General features: G+C 59.0%; 18 protein-coding genes and 1 pseudogene. 14 read left to right on the top strand and 5 right to left on the bottom strand.

Going from position 1 to position 19205, the window contains the following annotated elements; genetic code table 11:
• Positions 1 to 90: 90 nt before the first annotated feature.
• The gene (locus tag HMPREF2604_RS09450; protein ID WP_070565142.1) at positions 91 to 1953 is read left to right on the top strand and encodes a GmrSD restriction endonuclease domain-containing protein; all 1863 of its coding nucleotides are present in this window, start codon (positions 91 to 93) and stop codon (positions 1951 to 1953) included.
• A 120-nt stretch (positions 1954 to 2073) separates the two neighbouring features.
• On the top strand, positions 2074 to 2580 hold the full coding sequence (locus HMPREF2604_RS09445) for a GNAT family N-acetyltransferase (protein WP_070530979.1): 507 nt from the start codon (positions 2074 to 2076) through the stop codon (positions 2578 to 2580).
• Positions 2581 to 2657: 77 nt separating this feature from the next.
• On the opposite strand, the gene HMPREF2604_RS09440 is transcribed toward HMPREF2604_RS09445, so the two are convergent.
• Positions 2658 to 4370, bottom strand: coding sequence for a bifunctional metallophosphatase/5'-nucleotidase (locus HMPREF2604_RS09440; protein WP_070565139.1), 1713 nt, complete (start codon positions 4368 to 4370; stop codon positions 2658 to 2660).
• Between the two features lie 128 nt (positions 4371 to 4498).
• Positions 4499 to 4960 (bottom strand): ASCH domain-containing protein, encoded by a 462-nt coding sequence (locus HMPREF2604_RS09435; protein ID WP_070565136.1) that lies wholly within the window; start codon positions 4958 to 4960, stop codon positions 4499 to 4501.
• A gap of 319 nt (positions 4961 to 5279) precedes the next feature.
• Between HMPREF2604_RS09435 and HMPREF2604_RS09430 the strand changes: the two are divergent.
• A pseudogene (locus HMPREF2604_RS09430) lies at positions 5280 to 6474 on the top strand (ATP-binding protein).
• A 92-nt stretch (positions 6475 to 6566) separates the two neighbouring features.
• On the opposite strand, the gene HMPREF2604_RS14125 reads toward HMPREF2604_RS09430, so the two are convergent.
• Positions 6567 to 6713, bottom strand: a complete 147-nt coding sequence (locus HMPREF2604_RS14125; RefSeq protein WP_158011579.1) for a hypothetical protein — start codon at positions 6711 to 6713, stop codon at positions 6567 to 6569.
• 170 nt (positions 6714 to 6883) lie between these two features.
• On the opposite strand from HMPREF2604_RS14125, the gene HMPREF2604_RS09425 reads away from it, so the two are divergent.
• The 5 genes from HMPREF2604_RS09425 to HMPREF2604_RS09405 all read left to right on the top strand — a co-directional run bounded on the left by HMPREF2604_RS09425 (position 6884) and on the right by HMPREF2604_RS09405 (position 11401).
• Positions 6884 to 8131: an arginine deiminase gene (locus HMPREF2604_RS09425; RefSeq protein WP_070565133.1), complete on the top strand. Its 1248-nt coding sequence runs from the start codon at positions 6884 to 6886 to the stop codon at positions 8129 to 8131.
• Between the two features lie 269 nt (positions 8132 to 8400).
• A complete protein-coding gene (locus HMPREF2604_RS09420) occupies positions 8401 to 9675 on the top strand; it encodes a hypothetical protein (RefSeq protein ID WP_070523479.1) in 1275 nt (424 codons plus the stop codon).
• A 30-nt stretch (positions 9676 to 9705) separates the two neighbouring features.
• Positions 9706 to 10278: a hypothetical protein gene (locus tag HMPREF2604_RS09415; protein WP_070523482.1), complete on the top strand. Its 573-nt coding sequence runs from the start codon at positions 9706 to 9708 to the stop codon at positions 10276 to 10278.
• Between the two features lie 3 nt (positions 10279 to 10281).
• On the top strand, positions 10282 to 10863 hold the full coding sequence (locus HMPREF2604_RS09410) for a hypothetical protein (protein ID WP_070565130.1): 582 nt from the start codon (positions 10282 to 10284) through the stop codon (positions 10861 to 10863).
• Positions 10864 to 11053: 190 nt separating this feature from the next.
• Positions 11054 to 11401: a DUF2200 domain-containing protein gene (locus tag HMPREF2604_RS09405; protein WP_070565127.1), complete on the top strand. Its 348-nt coding sequence runs from the start codon at positions 11054 to 11056 to the stop codon at positions 11399 to 11401.
• A gap of 34 nt (positions 11402 to 11435) precedes the next feature.
• Here HMPREF2604_RS09405 and HMPREF2604_RS09400 read toward each other — a convergent pair whose 3' ends face one another.
• Positions 11436 to 11618 carry a hypothetical protein gene (locus tag HMPREF2604_RS09400; RefSeq protein WP_246818406.1) on the bottom strand — a complete coding sequence of 61 codons (183 nt, stop codon included), beginning with the start codon at positions 11616 to 11618 and terminating at the stop codon, positions 11436 to 11438.
• A gap of 52 nt (positions 11619 to 11670) precedes the next feature.
• Entirely contained in the window at positions 11671 to 12510 is an 840-nt protein-coding gene (locus HMPREF2604_RS09395) for a nucleotidyltransferase family protein (protein WP_070565124.1), read from the bottom strand.
• Between the two features lie 201 nt (positions 12511 to 12711).
• On the opposite strand from HMPREF2604_RS09395, the gene HMPREF2604_RS09390 reads away from it, so the two are divergent.
• From HMPREF2604_RS09390 to HMPREF2604_RS09360, 6 genes are all read left to right on the top strand, one after another.
• Positions 12712 to 13674 (top strand): DUF2891 family protein, encoded by a 963-nt coding sequence (locus HMPREF2604_RS09390; protein WP_070565122.1) that lies wholly within the window; start codon positions 12712 to 12714, stop codon positions 13672 to 13674.
• A 150-nt stretch (positions 13675 to 13824) separates the two neighbouring features.
• Positions 13825 to 14838, top strand: coding sequence for a sortase family protein (locus tag HMPREF2604_RS14360; RefSeq protein ID WP_246818405.1), 1014 nt, complete (start codon positions 13825 to 13827; stop codon positions 14836 to 14838).
• Positions 14839 to 15134: 296 nt separating this feature from the next.
• Positions 15135 to 15878: a hypothetical protein gene (locus HMPREF2604_RS09375; RefSeq protein ID WP_070565116.1), complete on the top strand. Its 744-nt coding sequence runs from the start codon at positions 15135 to 15137 to the stop codon at positions 15876 to 15878.
• A gap of 419 nt (positions 15879 to 16297) precedes the next feature.
• On the top strand, positions 16298 to 16663 hold the full coding sequence (locus HMPREF2604_RS09370; RefSeq protein ID WP_070565112.1) for a hypothetical protein: 366 nt from the start codon (positions 16298 to 16300) through the stop codon (positions 16661 to 16663).
• Between the two features lie 223 nt (positions 16664 to 16886).
• Entirely contained in the window at positions 16887 to 17648 is a 762-nt protein-coding gene (locus HMPREF2604_RS09365; protein WP_070565109.1) for a LamB/YcsF family protein, read from the top strand.
• A complete protein-coding gene (locus HMPREF2604_RS09360; protein ID WP_070565106.1) occupies positions 17648 to 19195 on the top strand; it encodes a 5-oxoprolinase subunit B/C family protein in 1548 nt (515 codons plus the stop codon). Before HMPREF2604_RS09365 ends, HMPREF2604_RS09360 begins: the two co-directional genes overlap by 1 nt.
• The last annotated feature ends 10 nt before the right edge of the window (positions 19196 to 19205 follow it).

Below are 19205 nucleotides of genomic sequence, written 5' to 3'. Positions count from 1 at the left end.
CTTTTGCTGAAATAAATCTCCAGAGTTCTCCTCCCCTTTGACCCTTTTAAGGCATGCTGGAGAAGACTATTCGCTACAGAGGAGGCTCCGGTGGGTTTCAACACCAACATGCACCAACTATCGGCGCTGATGCGCAATACCGAGAACGGAGAGATTCAGCTCCCCGATTTTCAGCGAAAGTACAAGTGGGAGGACGAGCGCGTCCGCCAGCTCCTCATAACCATCTTCCGTGGGCATCCGTTGGGCATCATCATGTTGCTGGAAACCGGCAATTCTTCTGTCAGGTTCAAGCCACGGCCCATCGAAAGCACCGAGGCGACTGCTACTTCCGAGCCCAAGTTCTTGCTTCTCGACGGCCAGCAACGACTGACATCGCTTACCCAAGCCCTCAAGAGTGATGGTGTTGTTCACACCAAAGACTCACGCGGCAAGCGCCTCGACCGCAGGTACTTCATCAATATCCAGAAGTCTATTGAGGATCCCTTCGAGCTGGATGAAGCAGTGATCTCGGTACCGGCTGATGGGGTAATTCGAACCAACTTCAACCGCGATATCGTTCTCGATCTCAGCAGTATGGAAAAGCAACACGAAGCGGGATACATCCCTGTTTCGTTGCTTCTCGATCAAATGGGGCTCTTCGAATGGTTTGGCAAGCTGGGTGATACCGAGCTCATGACCGCATTCAGCGATGGGATCATCCGTCAGGTCAACGAATACAAGATTCCTGCAATTGAGCTCGACAAGCAGACGGACAAGGCAGCGGTGGCCACTGTCTTCGAAAAGGTCAATGTTGGTGGACTCCCACTCAACGTTTTTGAGCTCCTCACGGCGGTGTTTGCCGGCGATGCAGAGTACTACGACAAGTACCAGCGCGATTTCCGCCTCAACGATGACTGGGTGGAGACCAAGGAGCTGTGGAAAGAACATGACGTCCTCCACAAGGTGGAGAACACTGACTTCCTCCAAGCAATCACGATGCTGACAACTCTTGAGCGAAGCAAGCACTCCTCGGTAAGCCGCAAAGTCGGCCTGTCTGCCAAGAGGGAAGACGTTCTAAAGCTTGAGTTGAACGACTACCTCACTTGGCGCGACGCCCTGCGTCAAGGATTCATCTGGGCGGCAGGCTTCCTCGCAGATCTGCACATCTATCGGTTCAGGGATGTCCCCTACCCGAAGCAATTAGTTCCGCTTGCTGCCATTGCTGTTGTTCTTGGCAAGGAAGCAGACAAACACCACGTGAAAGAAAGGATCACGCAGTGGTTCTGGAGCGGAGTCTTGGGCGAGCTCTATGGCGCTGCTATTGAGACGCGCTTCGTACGTGACCTCGAAGGGGTACCTGCTTGGGCGATGGGTGAAGAAACTTCCGCCCCACGAACCGTGCAGGACGCTACCTTCGCTGAATCCCGCCTTCATTCTTTGCGCACCCGCAATGCCGCTGCCTACAAGGGCATCGCAGCACTCATCATGGCACAGGGCTCAACAGACTGGGTCGAGGGAAAACAATTCGGAGCATTCCAGTACAGGGACATGGCCGTGGATATTCACCATATTTTCCCTCAAGACTGGTGCAAGAAAAACGGAATTGATAACGAGCGCCGCGAATCCATCGTCAACAAGACGACGCTCAGCGCACGCACGAACCGCGTCATCGGTGGCGTCGCACCGTCACAATACCTATCCAAGGTTGAAAGCGAATCTGGCTTCGATGCCGACGGCGTGGACGACGTTCTCCGCGGACACCTCATTTCGCCCGAAGCACTGCGCAGCGATAACTTTGATGCTTTCTTCGAGCGTCGAAGGGAATCACTCTGCGCACTCATTGAGGGCGCTCTGAAGAAGACGGTTCAGCGCGATGTCAGCGAAGGAAACGCTGTGGAAGACTCGTCATTCTTCGAGGAAGAAGCGCTTGAGGAGCCTGTCCAAACGGGAGTCGACCCCCTATCGGAGGCCTAAGGCAAAGTTGTTTCCTCTCTGACCGGCGCAGCCGGGCAACTTTCGACCAAGAGTGACGGCACTACGTGTGTGCAGATTAGGCAACCTGGCCGAACGCCGCTCTCAACCTCAGGACTCACAATGAATGATATTCATACTCTTCGCACTTCCCGACTCAATCTTTCGGCACCGACAAATGTCGACGTTGACGCCATCTTTGCCATCCACTCGGACGCCCGCACTTACGAGCACCGCCCTGAACTGGTCATGAAGACCAGGGAGGAAGCCACGGACCTGGCACGCGCATGGCAGGCCAACTGGCGCGAGAATCATCTGGGATACTACGTGGTATCCACGCTCGATGGCACTACCATAGGATTTACTGGCGTGCGCCATAGCGAGGAGGCCAGTGAAGAAGTACTCAACCTCTACTACCGCTTCGCACCTGAATCGCAGGGCAAAGGCTATGCCAAGGAGGCCGCAGCCGCTGCAATTGCCAGCGCACGTGAGCGTTTCCCGCAGCTCCCCGTCGTCGCCATCATCGACCCCACCAACGAGGCGTCGATTGCCCTAGCCTTGAAGCTCGGACTTCAGCACGTCCCCGGCGCAGGTGTGCCGGATGACTATGAGGTCTACCGACTGGGCTGATAAAAATATCTCGACACTCGCAGCTCAGCCACTTTTTTGATACGTGGGAATGACTCCGTAGAACTGAAATACCCTGGTTATTGATGCAGTCCCTGCAAGGGGAAGTGATCCGAAGGAAGATTTAGTTGCCACGAGTCCGGCAAGAAGGTCTTCAGGTAGCGAACAAGCCCGTCCAGTACAGACTTGGGAGTGAACGCAATGAAAGCACCCGCCAGTGCAGCAATCACCCCGATGGCAACGGCCGCTCCACGCGAAGAGCCAATCGATGATTCTTCTGCCTTCTCACCGTTTGCTGGACCGTTTGGATTATCTGAAGCCTTCAAAGGTGAGAGCTCACGATGCCGCTTGATGTACTCGGAGAAGACATCGACGTCGATTGCCGTGCCTGTAGAAGTAACACGCGCATCGCTGAATGAATCGATCTTGTCGCCACCATTTACCACGTAGTTGCTAACGGCTAGTGAATAGGTGGCATTCATGCCCATTGACGTGCCATCATCGAGCTTTATCGCCGTGACACGCTCGCCAAATGGCGCAGATGCGTCGAAATCAAACGTGAATCCGGCAGTTCGTGGGAAGCCGTTTCCACCGTCCGGGTTGGATTCAATACCCTTTTCCAGCGCATCTTTAATCTGTGCGCCTGTCGCTTGAATCGCGATTGGTGAGTTTCCAAAAGGAAGCACCGATTGCGCATCGCGACGGGTCAAGGTCCCTTCTTTCATGTCGGCACGCTGACCGCCACCGTTCTGCCATCCGAGCTGGGTATCGAAATGTTCGCGGTATGCGTCCGCGACCAACGGACCTAGCTCTGCTTTTGATAAGTGCTGACTCGCAATACCGAGTTCCTCACCCAGTTGGCGGTCGAGCTCACCATAAAGCTTCTGGGAGCGAGCATTCCACTCTTCGTTAGCGGTGAGCGATGGATTGACCGGCTGATTCACAACCTTCACTGTGCGTTTCTGCGTGGGGCGGTCGACAGTAATATCAAGGTGAACCAGCGTCCCGTAATCAGCGCGCGGTGCGACAATCGGCCGACTATCTGCGGTGTAGGTTACTTCTTCCGGTGATTGCGCCTCATTTTCTTCACGCAATGCTGCTGCAAGCTCGGGATTCTCTTCCATTACCCGAGTGGTGTCTTCTTTTGAGATCTGGCTCAGCAAAACGATTGCATCGACGCCTTCTTCTTCGAGCTTGTGTACCCCGGCGCGTGCAGATGCAATGAAGTCCCCCATTACGACATCCTTAGCGGCTACCGTTCGATCAAGGTCGGCAGTAAGAGAAACAAACCCGACGGTGAGGTCGCCAGACTTAGCGGTGAACGTGGTTCCGTCCTCGCTGATCGGCTCGCCATTCTGGGTAGTCAGATTGCTGGAAATCCATGGAAACTCGGCCTTTTCGATAAGGCTTTGAGTATGGTCCACACCGTAATCAAAGTCGTGGTTGCCAAAGTTGCCGACGTCCACACCGAGTTCGTTAAAAGCCTCTACGAATGGCTCACCGCGAAAGACTGAGCCGAATAGGCTGCCGGCAGCGAGTTCTCCACCAAAGGCGACAATAGGGTCGCCTTCTTCTTGGCGGGTTTTCTCGAGGGCAGTTGCTAAGTAGGCGATGCCACCTTGGTGGCTACCGTCATCCCAGGCTCGGGGCTCAAATTCCTTCATGTCCTGGAAGTAGACAACGTCTCCGGTCGCTACTGCCGCCTGACCTGGGTCCGATTCAGCAGCGACAGCGTTAGATGCGTTGAGAGAAAGAAGAGCAGTCCAAGCAAGAATAGTGTGACGATTGCGCATAGAGGAATCTTGCCTAACGCTGTTGGAGGGGTCCCAACCTTGAAGCAAAATTTAGATGAACATTCATCGTCCACATGTTTACCGCTGGGCCCAAGCTACGAATACGCCTAGCTCGCGGGCATGCCCCTTCAGGAATCCCACGGCTCCAATGCCTTAACCGGGTACCGTCCTTCAACAGCAAAGCGCTGGCACACCACCTGGGTATCGTCGTCGATTTCTAGCTCTCCGATGTACTCAACGAATTCGGGTGAGCGCCAGAATTCTTCATGTCCGGCGCGCCATTCGCTGGCATCGGCGTAGCCTTCGCCCTCGGCGATGGCGTGCTCGTCGCTGACGTCGGCGAGTCTGCAGACCTGGACCTCGATGGTGCGGATGGCGCACACCACGTTGTCGTGTGAGTCGAGGACGGCCTCAAGAGTGCCCACGTCCTCGCGCGGGTCGTGGTCGCGCGGGTGCTCGGCCAACAAGGACGTCGTAGTGGTTTTGGTTCCGTCCAGGATGGCGGTGACGAGGGCGTCGCGAAGCGGGCCAGGGAAGGCGAACTCACCGCGCGGCAGTGCCGATATGGGTTCCAAAGCGTCCTGAGTCATACGTTCACAGTACGTGGCCAGTTAAATGTTGCTGAGTGAGTACGCACTCGCTTTCTGTTCCGACCGGCCGGATGCTCGCTCCCCCAAACTCGCTTCATCCACGACGATGTCCGGGCGCATCCCTTGCGCCAAAGATGCTCCTTACAAAGAACTTGTAAACCAACTTCTTTCCCAATCGCTCCATGCCGCGCCACTGCCTCCTATTAATAGCGACGCAGGCCCTTCTTCAAACTTCAAAGCTCTTCATAAACTTCAAAGAATTCACAGCATTCATAAACTTCACAAGACTTCAAAAGCGCCGTGGGTTAACGTGAGTTCCATGAAGCCGAAGAACACCAATCCTTTTAGGGCTACCTTCGGCGCCGCTCCCCCACTGTTGGTTGGCCGCAGCGATGCCATTCGTGATTTCGGTTTTGCACTCGATGAAGGCCCTGGTGCCCATGAGAGGATCTCACTCATCATCGGACCACGCGGCATCGGAAAGACAGTCCTTCTAAACGCCTTCGAAGACGAAGCGCTCGAGCGCGGATGGCTCACGCTCAGTGACACTGCAACGACCGGTTTTGTTGAACGCTTGCGCAGCAGCATTATTCAGCTTCTGGCTAAGGAGAGGAAACAGCTCAAAGGCCTCAACGTCTCTATCCTCGGCATTGGAGGCGGGCTCAATTGGGATACCCGAGCTATCGCAGAGTCCACGTACTCGCTCCGCAATGCACTCAAGGATTTACTGGCCTATAAACGTGAGCTCGACCGGAAATCCCGCCAGGAGCCCGGTGGGGTTCTTGTAACACTGGATGAAATGCACCACCAACGCAGCCAGGAGCTCATAGAGTTCGGTGCCACGATTCAACATCTGGTCCGCGAGGGTGAAGACATTTCCGTTGTCATGGCAGGTATCCCGTCCTCAATTAGACCTCTGCTTTCCGGGAAGCTGAACAGTCGCGGCGACACCAATCCCGTGACCTTTCTTCGCCGCGCAAACCGCATTGAGCTGGGCAGGGTCTCCGATTCGGATGTACGTGAAGCACTGGAGGAACCTCTTCGCAGCGCCGCCACCTCATGGTCACAGGACGCTTTGGAAACCGCGGTTGAGGCGTGCCATGGATATCCATTCATGATCCAGCTCGTCGGCCAGTGCTCCTTTCGGGAAAAGGCGCGTACCGCTGACGGAGGTACCGAGATTTCTATCGACGCTGCCCGGCGCGGAGTCGCGACAGCACAGCGCAAGCTCGGCCAACTTGTTCATGAGCCCGCACTCTCGGACCTCTCCCCCGTCGACCGAAGCTTTTTTGGTTTACATGGCCCAAAGCGATGGCCCTTCCAAGATGGCGGATATCAAGGCACGCTTCAATAAGACTGATTCTTATGTAGGCAACTATCGCCGCCGGCTTCTCGACGCCGAAATGATCACCACCACGGGCCACGGCGAAGTCGATTTCGCCTTGCCGTACTTACGCGACTACCTCCGCGAACACGCGGCAAGCCTCATAGCCGAGGACTTCGACGCCCAGTAGCGAGGCCTCCCTCGCCCTCGGACTGCACGCCACACCTACCCCCGCGCGTTTACATCTCTACTATTCGCGCAGAGTTTCCACTCTTTTCGAAGTTATTCATCAAGCTCGCCGGGCAATGCCGCCCCTGCCAGCGTCGGTGTTGCCGCAGTGACGGAAGGCGGGGCGTCGGCAAGCGCGGCGTGGAACCTCACTATGTACGCGCCGGAGCCGTGTGAATAAACGCGGATAATAGTATGCACGCAGCCGCAAAACCTGCACCTACGTGGGCTTTCTTCGGCTCGCGGGAGCTTGAAAAAGCTCGAACTTTTCTTAGAATTGTCGTCTAGTTCACATATCACCACCCCGGGTGTCGCTGCTCACCACGCAACTGGATGGCACAGCACACCCGCGCCGAGAAAGGTTCACACACATGACAACTCCCCCGCTGGGCGTTTGGTCCGAGGTTGGCAAGCTCCACCAGGTCATGGTGTGCGCGCCAGGGCTCGCGCACGAGCGGCTGACCCCCAGCAATTGCGGGGAGCTGCTTTTCGACGACGTCCTCTGGGTCGACGAAGCCAAGAAGCATCACGCGGAGTTCGTCGCCAAGCTGCGCAGCTACGGCGTCGAGGTGCTGGAGATGCACACGCTCCTGGAGGAAACCCTGGCCACCCCAGGCGGGCGTGATTTCATCCTGGACTTCAAGCTGCTGGATAAGAACGTTGGTGTCGGCATCGGTGGCGAGCTGCGCCACTGGTTCGAGGACATGTCTAATAAACGCCTGGCGGAGCTCCTCATCGGCGGGCTACCCTTCGCCGAAATCCCGGAAGGCCTGGGCCACGGCACCATCGACGCCATGCGTGAGGTCTACGGGCCTTCCGCTTTTGCGCTGCGCCCGCTGCCCAACACTCAGTACTCGCGGGATAACTCGGCGTGGATTTATGGCGGGGTCTCACTCAACCCCATGCGGATGCCGGCGCGCCACCAGGAAACGCTGCTGACCAGAGCGATTTATAACTACCACCCGCGGTTTGCGCAGGCGGATTTTCAGTTCTGGTACGGCAACACCGATGAGGAGCCAGGCCTGGCTTCCCTGGAGGGCGGGGACATCATGCCGATTGGCAAGGGCATCGTCCTCGTCGGCATGGGTGAGCGCACCACCTGGCAGGGAGTGAGCCAGCTGGCCATGCGCCTGTTTCAGGAAGGAGCGGCCGAGAAGATCATCATCGCCGCCATGGCCGCCGACCGCGCCTCGATGCACCTCGACACCGTCCTGACCTTCCTGGATGCGGATAAAGTCACCGCCTACCCCAAGGTCGTGGACACTATCCGGCCCATCGTCTTGCACCCTTCGACGAACACGGCGCCTTTCGACGTCGAACTGCCCACCCAGTCTTTCCTCGAGGTCGTCGCCAAGGCGCTTGGCGTCGGGAGTCTGCAGGTGGTGGAAACCGGTGGGGACACCTATGCCGCCGCCCGCGAGCAGTGGGATGACGCCAATAACGTCGTGGCCATTGAACCGGGCGTGGTGGTGGCTTATGACCGCAACAAGTACACCAATAAGAAGCTGCGCGCCGCCGGCATTGAGGTGGTCGAGATCGGCTCGGCGGAGTTGGGCCGCGGGCGCGGGGGCGGGCACTGCATGACCTGCCCTATTGTGCGTGATGCGGTGGACTATTAGAAGGTTTTCCGGCTTCCAACCACCGGTGCGCGTATCCCATAAAGTCAAGAGACCGGGTCTGCATTGACCCACCCATACAGGGTTATACATAAGTTTGTGTACGAAAGATCAATAGGCTGGCCAGCAAATACTTAACGCCACTAACTTTCTTCATGGGCTAGAAGCCGTTTTCTATATCCATTGTCTACCCCCTGCATGCCTTCTAAAATAAGTGCGGATTCTACAAATCTCTCACTTTTCGCTTAATAAAATATAAGGACGGTACACAGGTGCTCTCTAAGGGACTGCGCGCGCTTGCACCACTGGTGGCAACCGCGGCATTAGTTACCCCCTCGGCACAGGCGGCCAACATTCCGCCCATGCCACAGGCCTACCCCATCACCAACCTCTACAAGAGCTGCAGCGCAGCAGGTGAAGACAACGCCACTCCCGAGTGGCACTTCGCAGAGACCGGCCGCCGCTACTTGAGCGACGGCACCCTGCAGTTTAAGAACACCACGAACCAGGAGGTGCCGTACACCGCCTCCGTGGAAACGGGCACCAACCACAAGATTGAGGCCAACTCCAAGGCCGCTATGCCTTCCGGCTGGGACACCACCGCCAAGTCCGACATCGGACTGAAGCTGAGCAACGGCTGGCAGGAGAAGGAAACCTTCGGCCCCGTCACCCTGAAGCCGGGCGAATCCTTCCGCGTGGAATACGGCGTGGTGGAAAAGGACTTCATCTCCATGTTCGTCGGCTGCAACGATGACCGCCTAGAGAACATGCCCGGCGCCAACGTCATCCGCGGCAAGGGCCCGGCTGAGCGCTATGCCTTTGCCTACATCATCAAGGCGGATGGTTCGATTTCGGACCTCGCCATGGAGATTCCTTCCCGCTCCCCGGGCGCGAACTCCAAGCCCATCGAGGGCAACTACACCTCCGTGTCCGGCCCCAGCCTGGAGAAGATTGCGGACCCGAAGAAGGATGAAATCATGCAGCCTTCCGAGGACCTGCAGCGCGACCCATCCTGGCCCAAGGAAGGCGAGACCTGCGAAGGCCGCGATAGCTCCTGGTACCCGCTGGACATCACTGCGGTGAAGCCGACCTTCCGCAAGCCGGGTTACTCCACAGACTTCCTCAACTGGTCCAAGGGTGACTATGAGTACGCGCCGGTCACCGATTTCGTCGTCGGCGCCGAGCACGCACCGTACACCAACTGGCAGGGCAACCGCGGCGATATCCCGAAGGGCTGGCTGGAGTCCGTTGGCGCGGTCAAGCGCGCCTACATGCCGGTGGGAACCGAGCTGCAGCACATCGACCTGGCCCCTGGTGAGCGCGTCCGCGTGGAGTACGGCACCACCATGACCCGTATCAACTACCGCGAAATCCACTGCGGTAAGGACGGAAAGTACAGCCTGACCTCCAACTACAAGCAGACCACCGCTCCCAGCGGTTTCTGGGCGGAGGCCACCATCACGGGCAAGGACGGCTCCACTCGCACCGAGGACGTCACCCCGGACGAGTACCGCGAACTCCCAGTCCCGACCCAGACCATCTACTAATCCCCCTTTACTTCCCAAGGAGAAATCACCATGTTCAAGACCAAGATTGCTTCCACCACCGCCGCCGTGGCCATCGCTTGCGGCCTGATCGCTACCCCGGCTGCTAACGCCCTCCCGGCACGTGACCTGGGCCCGGCCAACCCGACCACCATCGGTGAGCACTGCACCAACCCGGGTGACACCGGCCAGACCGTTAAGATCAAGCGCACCTACTTCGACGGCTCCGCCGGCTCCTGGACCGTGTCCAACTACAACGACGAGCCGCTGCCGGTCACCCGCTCCATCAAGGAAACCAAGACCAAGACCTGGAACGTTTCCGCCGGCGTTGACTTCAAGCTTCTGGATCTGATCAACTTCACCTTCTCCTCCAGCTACACCGACTCCCAGTCCTACGAGGTGGGCGAGCAGGTCGGCCCGTACAACATCGCCCCGGGCAAGACCGCCGTCATGCGCGCCGGCTGGGTTGTCTCCGACTTCGAGGGTCAGAAGACCATCTGCGGTTCCGATAACACCTGGCAGGCCAACGGTGGCACCTTCACCGCTACCCTGCCGAAGGAGCGCCACGTGGAGGTCTCCACCCGCGACAACAACGATTGGGGCTAAGACGTGCTGAAGAAGTCCATCGCGAGCGCCTTCGCCGCGCTCAGCCTCTTGGCGGCCGCTCCGGTGGCCCACGCCGCTGACTTCGGCGGGGACTTCGAGCTGCCGCAGCGCTGGAATGATGATTTCAAGCCGGGCACGCACTGCTCGACGCCCGGTGAGAACGGCACCTACGTCACCGCCACCCGCCGGTGGTTCAAGCAGACCGATGCCGCTAGTGTGGCCAACCGCAACGATGAGCCCGTGCCGATCAGCCACACCGTGACCCAGGCCCGCACGCAGACCATCGAGGTCTCCGGTTCCATCAAGGGCGAGGGCGAGCTGGCCAAGGTTCTGACCCAGACCTACGGTTTCAACTACGTGCACGAGCAGCACTGGAAGCTAAACCAGGAGGTTGGCCCGTACACGCTGCCGGCAAACTCCCAGGGCAAGCTGGTGTGGGGCTTTACCATGCTCGACACCGACGGCCAGGACGTGCGTTGCAATGCCGACCAGGAATGGGAGGCCGTGGGCAAGCCCTACTCCGCCACCGTTCCGGAGGCGCGCTACTCTGAGCTGCAGCTTGGCGACGCCCCCGTCTGGGACTAGCCCTCCTCCTCAGGCCTCACAGAAGAGGGCACCCCAAGCCGTTTCACGACGGCTGCGGGTGCCCTCTTTTTGACGTTCCACAGCGTGATCAAACGGCAGCGAGAGCATTGCAGAATCGCAATGAGACCCTTGCAGAATGGCAACGAACGACCTTCTCGCACCATGAGGCCCACCGATATACTGCCCCCCCATGTCTCACCGCATTTTTTCGGTTCCCTTCGCCGATATCTATCCGCACTACGTTAAGAAGGTAGAACGCAAAGGCAGGACTGTCAGCGAGCTCTACGAAGTCATCACTTGGCTTACCGGCTACTCGGTTGAAGGGCTGGAACGGGTCCGGAAGCAAGAGGTCCCCCTCGAGGATTTCTTCGAGCAGGCCCCACACCTGAACCCATCCCGCTCCCTCATAACCGGCAGCATCTGCGGGCACCGTGTCCAGGACATCGAGGACCCACTGATGCAAAATATTCGGTACATGGACAAACTCGTCGACGAGCTAGCCAAAGGAAAGGCCATGGAGAAAATCCTTCGCGGCTAGCTTTCATCAACTGTGCTATTCAAAGCTTCGCGCTTTAAGCCACAAAGGGATACGGCGGCGCGGTCTTTTCACGGAAGAAGTAGCGCGCGTGCGTGTGCCGAACGGACTCTAAGTTCTTAGCACCAATCGCCACAATCTCGACATCAGGATCCTTATTTACTTGATCCAGTCTATGACGAGCGCGGGTTCCCTCCATCAGGGAATCATACTCAGTCACTTCCAGTGCACCTGTCGGCCGATGGTATTTAATCAGATAGGCTGGCATCGATTTATTCTCCCTCCATGTCACGTTGAACTCGACGTTCTTCGAATTCATGGATTAATTTATCTAGCATCTTATACATGTTCCGTCGCAATTGACGCGCTTCTTTTTGGGTTGCGCCAACAGGCCGGCTTCCTTCGAAAGGCTCGGTAAGAATATCTACGAGCTTTTCCACCCTGTTTACGACTTCGGATACCTCATGTAAAGCACGGATCTCAATCTCAAATTCTGCCGGAATTCTTCCTCCGAATTCGAGGTATCGGATTTCCCTTCCATACAAGTCTCCTGCCATTTCATAAAGGTTTGCCCACTGCGACTGAAGCGCGGTTCGTAGCTGAAATTCTGCACGTCCGGCCTCTGACATCACATGTAAGTGCACCGCGCGATACCCCGAGTGTGGTTCCTCTCGCATATCCCGAAGAATCACTTTCCTCGCGCCAGCCTTCACAAGCTCTCGCGAAAGAAGCTTCGCAAGTACAGTTTGCTCTTTTAAGGTCACATCGACGTCCATCCGTACGCCAGATACATCCTGAATGTTCTCTAAAGGGAAGCTCGGCATTCGACTCAATTTCTCTCTCAATGTGTCTCTCGTTTTTACGCGAGAACTCAAGAAATACCTGTCTGAATCTGGTTCCACGATGGAGTCTGCAGTCATCGTCAACTGATTATCAAGCTGTGTCATAGTCTGGCTCGCTTCCTGAATTATCGATTCACACAGGGCTGATTGCTGGTCCAAGAACAGCCCGAGCTGTTCCTCATCAACCGATTCCCCATTGCGCAACGCACTACCTATTCGATGTACTTGTCTCTTACTAAATGTCGTCGGCTTGTTTTCCAAGAACTTCACAGTTCCCCCTTCTTCGTTAGTGACAACCCCCAAAGACGAAGAGCATTGCCAGCGATTTCAGACACCCACACATCCCCCGCCCCTTGGATGCCTGCTCCAAAGACTACGAGGGGCCCGGACACCAACGCCACAAATTCGAACAGGCCTTCTATACCTGCGTTTAAACGCGCTCCCCACCTTCAGCTTTGCCATACTTGACGCATGACCACGCTAGAAACTTGTGCCAGCACTTGGGCGGAAGCAATTGTGGCCGCACTCGAGCGCGAATTCCCCGCCGCGATGCACCACACGAGCGCTTCCACAGAAGACTGCGACGTGCGCCCGCGCGAGCTGCACCCCAGTTTTTACGGTTGTTTCGACTGGCACTCCAGCGTCCACATGCAGTACTCAGGCGCGCTACTAAACAAGATTCTCGGGCCCGAGTCTCCGAAAGAACTTGCCGAGCTTCTCGACGATCGCCTCAGCGCAGAAGCCCTCACCACGGAATACAACTACCTACTCGCCCACCCCGGATATGAAATGCCCTATGGGCGCGCCTGGCTGCTGCAGCTCGCCTCCGTTCGGCCTGGCGAAGCGATGGACAAGCTCGTAGAGCTAACCGCACAGCACTGCCACGACTGGCTTGAATCACTCAACCAACCGGTGCGCCACGGCATGCATTCCAATACAGCCTTCAACCTTTTCCTCATCCTCGAGGCCGCGGAGAAACTCGGGCTGGATTCACTGGCGAGCTCGGTGCGCGAGGCTGCTGTCCGCCTTTTCGGCGAAGACCGCGACTACCCGCTCGAATGGGAGCTGTCCGGGCACGATTTCCTGTCCAACGGGCTATCGGAGGCCCTACTCATGTCGCGCGTGCTGCCGGACTTCCCACACTGGTTCGACGGCTTTCTTCCCCACCGCACCGAAGCACTGGAATTTCTCACACAAATCCCAGAGGTGCTTGACCCAACCGATGGCCGCCTGGCCCACCTCTACGGCCTAGCGCTAACCAGAGCATGGATGCTCGTTGAACTCGCCGAGCATTTCGACGCCTCCGTCCTACCACGCGCCCAAGCACTAGCAGCCAGCGCGCAAACGCAGCTTGTCGACGGCCACTTCATGTCCACCCACTGGCTCATCACCTACGCGTTGCACTTTCAGCTCGCTGCCGACGGAAGGCATTAGCCAACGGCTTCCCTCATCGCCAGCCATCCAGGCCGAGAGTTCAGGCGGCATTTTATGCCCGCTCCTGCCGCCATAGTGAGCGCATACGGAATAGTTACTTAGCGAGTAGTACTGTAACTTTCTAATTATCGTTCTCTTCAGGAGCTCACTATGGATTCTCGCTACTCGACACAGCGCGATAGCTATCGCCTGCCAGAAGAAGGAATCCGTATTGATCTGCGCGCCGAGCGTGCTCGCCGGCGAGGCTCTACTCACGACCACGAGAGCACTGCCCCTGAGCGCCCTTCCTACCGCCCGCGACGCCGCCCCAGCCAAGAACGCCTAGCTTCGTCCCCGTCGACAACTTCCCCTTCCCGTCGATCCGCTTCAACGTCGGCGCCTGCCCAACAAACGCCATCCCAACAAGCGCCGACCCAACAAGCGCCGACCCGAACGACGCCGAAGAAGACGACAACCCCTGCGCCACGGCGGAAATCACCGCGCCCTCGCACGCCCATCAGCCGTCGCGGGTTGGGAGTTCTCCTTATTTTGGCGATGGTTCTCGTCGGCATCGTCGCCGCGCTCCAGTTCAATAAGGAGCCAGACGCGCCCGCGCCACAACCAACCGATGTGGTTGCGGAACCCGCCGCCGTCATCGAGCCCTCCCCAGCGGTGGAGATGTACATCCCGACAATTGATGTGCGCGCAGAGTTTGAAGAAGGCTCCTGTCGAATCAAAGACAACAAGATCAACCCCGACTCGATGAATAAGGCTTGTACCTACACCGCGGAGGATAAACCCTATTCGCTCCCTGGCACGGATGCACAGGATGTCGTGGTGGTCGCCGGACATACCGGTGCGGGAGTACCAGCGGTGTTCAATAACCTCTATGACGGTAGCGCCGACGAGCACAAAGCCTCTGTGGGCGACAAGTTGTACCTTCGCACGCAGAACTCCGGCGAGCAATGGCTGGTGTACACCGCAACAGATCTGCACGATCCGTCGAAGGACGGCCTTGAGCAGGATGAGAGCATCTGGGGCACCGATGCCCAGCCCGGTCGCCTTCTCACCATCAGCTGCATCCAGCCGGCCAACCCTTTGGCTGCTGCGGTGCGCAATGCCGTGGTGGGATGGCAGTTTGAGGGCGTAACCGAGGCTCCTGATCCTGCCGCAGAACAGAACTAAGCCCCATGCAGCATCCCCCGTTCAGGGGGATTTCCGCCACTACGCACAGTTATCGAACGTTTTCGCAGCTCAACAGACAAGAACGTTCTTATTCTTGCAGGTTAACAGACCTTGTAGCGCCGCCCTTGAGGGCCGCAACCTACCGAACATGTCACCCGTCTGGCACGAAAAGCATCCGCCATGTTACGGGGCAACATTTCAAAACCCTTGTGACTAATGTGAAAGTTGTGGCTATTGTGGTTCACGTCGGGTTGAATCCCTCTCACATACCTCACAAACCCCGCAAGGAGAAGCTTATGAAGCGCATCAACCGCACCCTGACCGCAGCCGTTCTGGCTGGTTCCCTCGCGCTGGGCGGCACCGCCATTGCCTCTGCCCAGATCCCGGCCCCGGCTGAACTCACGGTCGATGGCGTCACCTACCAGAAGCAGGCCGACGGTAGCTACCAGCACCGCAACGAGAACGGCGAGTTGGACGGAACCACCAAACTGACCGCAGAGCAGGCACAGTGGGCTTGGGAGCAGCAGCAGGCTCAGCAGGATGCCGACGCGCCGACCACCACCAGCGTGATGGCCCCGGACATGGACATGGCAGCCACCGGCGAGGCTACCGCACCGTCTTCCGTTGACTACCCGATCAACGGCGAGTCCGAGTCCGAGGCCGAGCCGACCAGCGCCGAGTTCGACAAGAAGCAGCTGGCTTGGCTGGCCCTGCCGGCCGCCCTCATCATCGGTGGCGTGACCTGGTACCTGGCCAAGGATGGCAAGACCTACGTGAAGTCCGAGGAGGCAGCTCAGAAGGACGCTCCTTCCGCTGAGGAGAAGGCCGCTTCCGAGAAGATGCTGCAGGAGAACAAGGACGAGGTCATCGCCCAGGGCGGCAAGGTTGCTGAAGGCACCGCCGCACAGACCCCAGCACAGTCCCGCGGTATCTCCGCTGAGACCGGTTCCAACACCGTTGCCCGCGGCCTCGCCGCACTGGCAATCGCAGCCATGATCGCTGCCGGCGCTGTCGTTGCTCGCCGCAAGCTCTTCATCTAAGAGGTTTAAGGCCTAGGGCCAACAGGCAACTCATCCGCATCTCTCCCTTCCCCTACCGGGGGTGGAGAGACGCGGCTTTTGCGGTTTTATACGCCCGTTGGTCCACCACTTTTCTGGCCGCACCCCTTGGAGGAAGTTAAAAGATTCAACAGATGAACTACCGCACAAGCAGGCCCCAAAACCCGAACCACGCAGGAAGTTTCATCTCACCACAGCAAGGCCCGGCGCCATCCGACGCGCCAGCGCACCCTGACGCGTTCATGAAAATTTGCGTGGAGTAGCTTAAAAAGTGGAAATAGTTTGACCTATCTCACTATTTCTCGGTTAGTATGTGGGAAGTCGACATCAGTTAACGGTGACAACATCGTCTGATACGGCGTTGACCAAACTTTCCCGATCTAACCCCAGGAGTAAGAAACATGAAGCGCATTTCCCGCAACCTCACCGCCGCAGCCCTGACCGGCGCCCTCGCACTCGCAGGCGTCACCGCCGCCAACGCTGAAGACACCACCGGCCAGAGCACCAACGCCACCTCCAGCACCGGCACCGAAGGCGATAACGGCAGCAGCAACCAGGGTGGCGACGCCGGCAGCAGCGACGAAGGCAAGGGCGACCAGAGCAGCGAGAATCAGAGCTCTTCCGACGACATCAAGGGCAAGCTCTCCTCCGAGGACGGCAAGCCTTCTGGGCTGGGCATCGCCGTCATCGTCCTCGGCGTCGTAGGCGCGCTGGCCGCAGCCGCACCGGCCGCAGCACAGGCACTGGGAGTCAACCTCCCGTTCTAATCTGATTCCTGCACCATCGAGCTTCAAACGCGAAGCTCTTAGCAGCGCCGGCCCACCGGCGCGAGGCAGCCGCACCCCCATCACCGTCGTGATGGGGGTGTTTTCACGTCCCACCCATCCACAGATACGGGACACACTTCACAAACCTACGTGATGCGGGCTACACTAGGCACCCATAGATTGTTCAACAATTTGGGAACTACAGAAGAGGTGTCCTCCTGTTATGAGCGCGCTGCACATAGACCTCAACGCTGACCTCGGCGAAACCACCGCCGGCAACCCCGTTGCCGATGACGCCGCGATGCTCCAGCTCGTCTCCTCCGCCAACGTCGCCACCGGCTTCCACGCCGGCGACCCGCACTCCATCGCGGGCACCCTCAAGGCGGCCGCAGAAGCAGGCGTCACCGTCGGCGCACACGTGGGCTATAACGACCCGGCAGCCTTCGGGCGCCGCTTCATTGATTACGCTCCTGCCGAGCTTGCCGACGAAGTCACTTACCAAATCGGTGCCCTCCAAGCCCTGGCCCAGGCCAACGGAACCCGCGTGGCCTATGTCAAGCCGCACGGCGCGATGTACAACACCATCGTCCACCACGAGGCCCAGGCCCACGCCGTCATCGACGGCATCAAAGCCTTCGGCGATCTACCCGTCATGCTGCTGCCCGGCGGTGTCGCCGTCGACATTGCGGAGAAGAAGGGGCTCACCGTCATCCGCGAGGCCTTCGCCGACCGCAACTACAACCCCGATGGCACACTCGTCTCGCGACGCGAAGCGAATGCGGTGATGGGTGATGAGGGGGACGTCGTCAAGCGCGTGCTCGAGGTCGCCGAAACCGGATCCATCACGGCCATCGACGGCTCCGTGCTCAACGTGGATGCCCAGTCGGTGTGCACGCACGGTGATTCGCCCGGCGCGGTGCAACTGCTGCGCGGTGTGGTCGCCGAGCTGCAGGAGCGCGGAATCGAGATTCGGAGCGCCATCTGATGCAGATTCACCCCGTAGGAACGCGCGCGCTGCTCGTGGAACTGGAGGACTTATCCCAGGTCATGGCGTGGCACGCGGCCCTCGACGCCAATCCGCTCAAGGACCAAGTCGACGCCATTGCTGCAGCCACCACCTTGTTGCTGACCTTCGCCACCCCGAACTCCGCGGCCGCAGCCGCCGAGAAGCTGCAGGACTTCCACCCCACCGCGCAGGCGGGCGAGGATCCGCGCTTTGTGGAGATCGACGTTCTCTATGACGGCGAGGACCTCGATGAGGCCGCCGAGTTGATGGGCATGTCGCGCGAAGGCCTCATTGATTGGCACACGTCCACCGAGTGGCTCGCCGCTTTTGGCGGCTTCGCGCCCGGTTTTACTTATTGCACCCCGGCGGACTCGGCGCAGAATTTCAACATCGAGCGCCGCGCCACCCCGCGCACCGCGGTGCCGGCGGGCGCCGTCGGTATTGCCGGCGGTTTCTCCGCTGTCTACCCGCGCGTCTCCCCGGGCGGCTGGCAGCTGTTGGGCACTACTTCAACTCCGATGTGGGAATCTGATGCCCACCCGCCGGCACTGGTCCAGCCCGGTGACCGCGTACGCTACCGCGCGGTGAGCTCGCTGCCGGACGTGGTGTCGACCACGCCTTTTGGCCGCCGCACCCCGGCGCGCCTGCCGCGCATGGAGGTCCTCGATGCCGGCCTGCTCACACTCTTCCAAGACCAGGGGCGCCCCGGCCGCGGCAACTTGGGTGTCACGCCCTCGGGTGCGGCGGACCTGGCGGCGGCTGCCACGGCCAACGTCGCGGTGGGTAACCCGCGCGGGGCAACCGTGCTGGAGAACATCGGTGGCATCCGTCTGCGCGCGCTGACCGACGCCGTCATGTGCGTCACCGGCGCCCAATCCCGAGTCCTGCTGGACGATATGCCGGTGCACCTCGCGCGCCCGGTGCTCGTCACCGCTGGTTCCACGGTGACTGTGGATCCCGCGACGGTGGGCCTGCGCAACTACATCGCCATCCGCGGCGGCATCGTGGCGGATGCGGAGCTGGGCTCTGCCTCGACGGACGTGCTCTCTGGGTTGGGGCCGCAGCCGGTGCGGCTGGGCGACGTCATCGGTGTCCTCCCCCGCTCCACCGCGATGACCGATGCACAGCTGAGCAACCCGATGCGCGTTAGGGAAGGCGCGCACGGACAGACCGAGGGCGTGCTGCGTTGCGTGCTCGGTCCGCGCGATGACTGGTTTACTCCCGAAAGCCTAGAGGCCTTCCTCGCCACAGAGTGGACCGTTACTGCACAGTCCAACCGCGTGGGCGTGCGTCTGGTCGGCCCGGAAGGTTCCGTGACCCTGAGCCGTGCACGAAAGGGCGAGCTACCCTCGGAGGGAATGGTCGCAGGTTCAGTCCAGGTTCCGCCAAGTGGCGAACCCGTGATTTTCCTTCGCGATCACGCCGTGACCGGCGGCTACCCGGTCATCGCCACCGTCCTTGAAGAAGATATTGATATCGCCGCACAGCTCCCGCCGGGGGCGACGGTCCGCTTTGAACTCGCTTAAACACTAGTAA

Source organism: Corynebacterium sp. HMSC055A01, from assembly GCF_001809405.1.
Lineage (GTDB): Bacteria > Actinomycetota > Actinomycetes > Mycobacteriales > Mycobacteriaceae > Corynebacterium > Corynebacterium hesseae.
The sequence above is the reverse complement of the archived record's forward strand: the minus strand, read 5'-3'. Positions and strand labels throughout refer to the sequence as shown.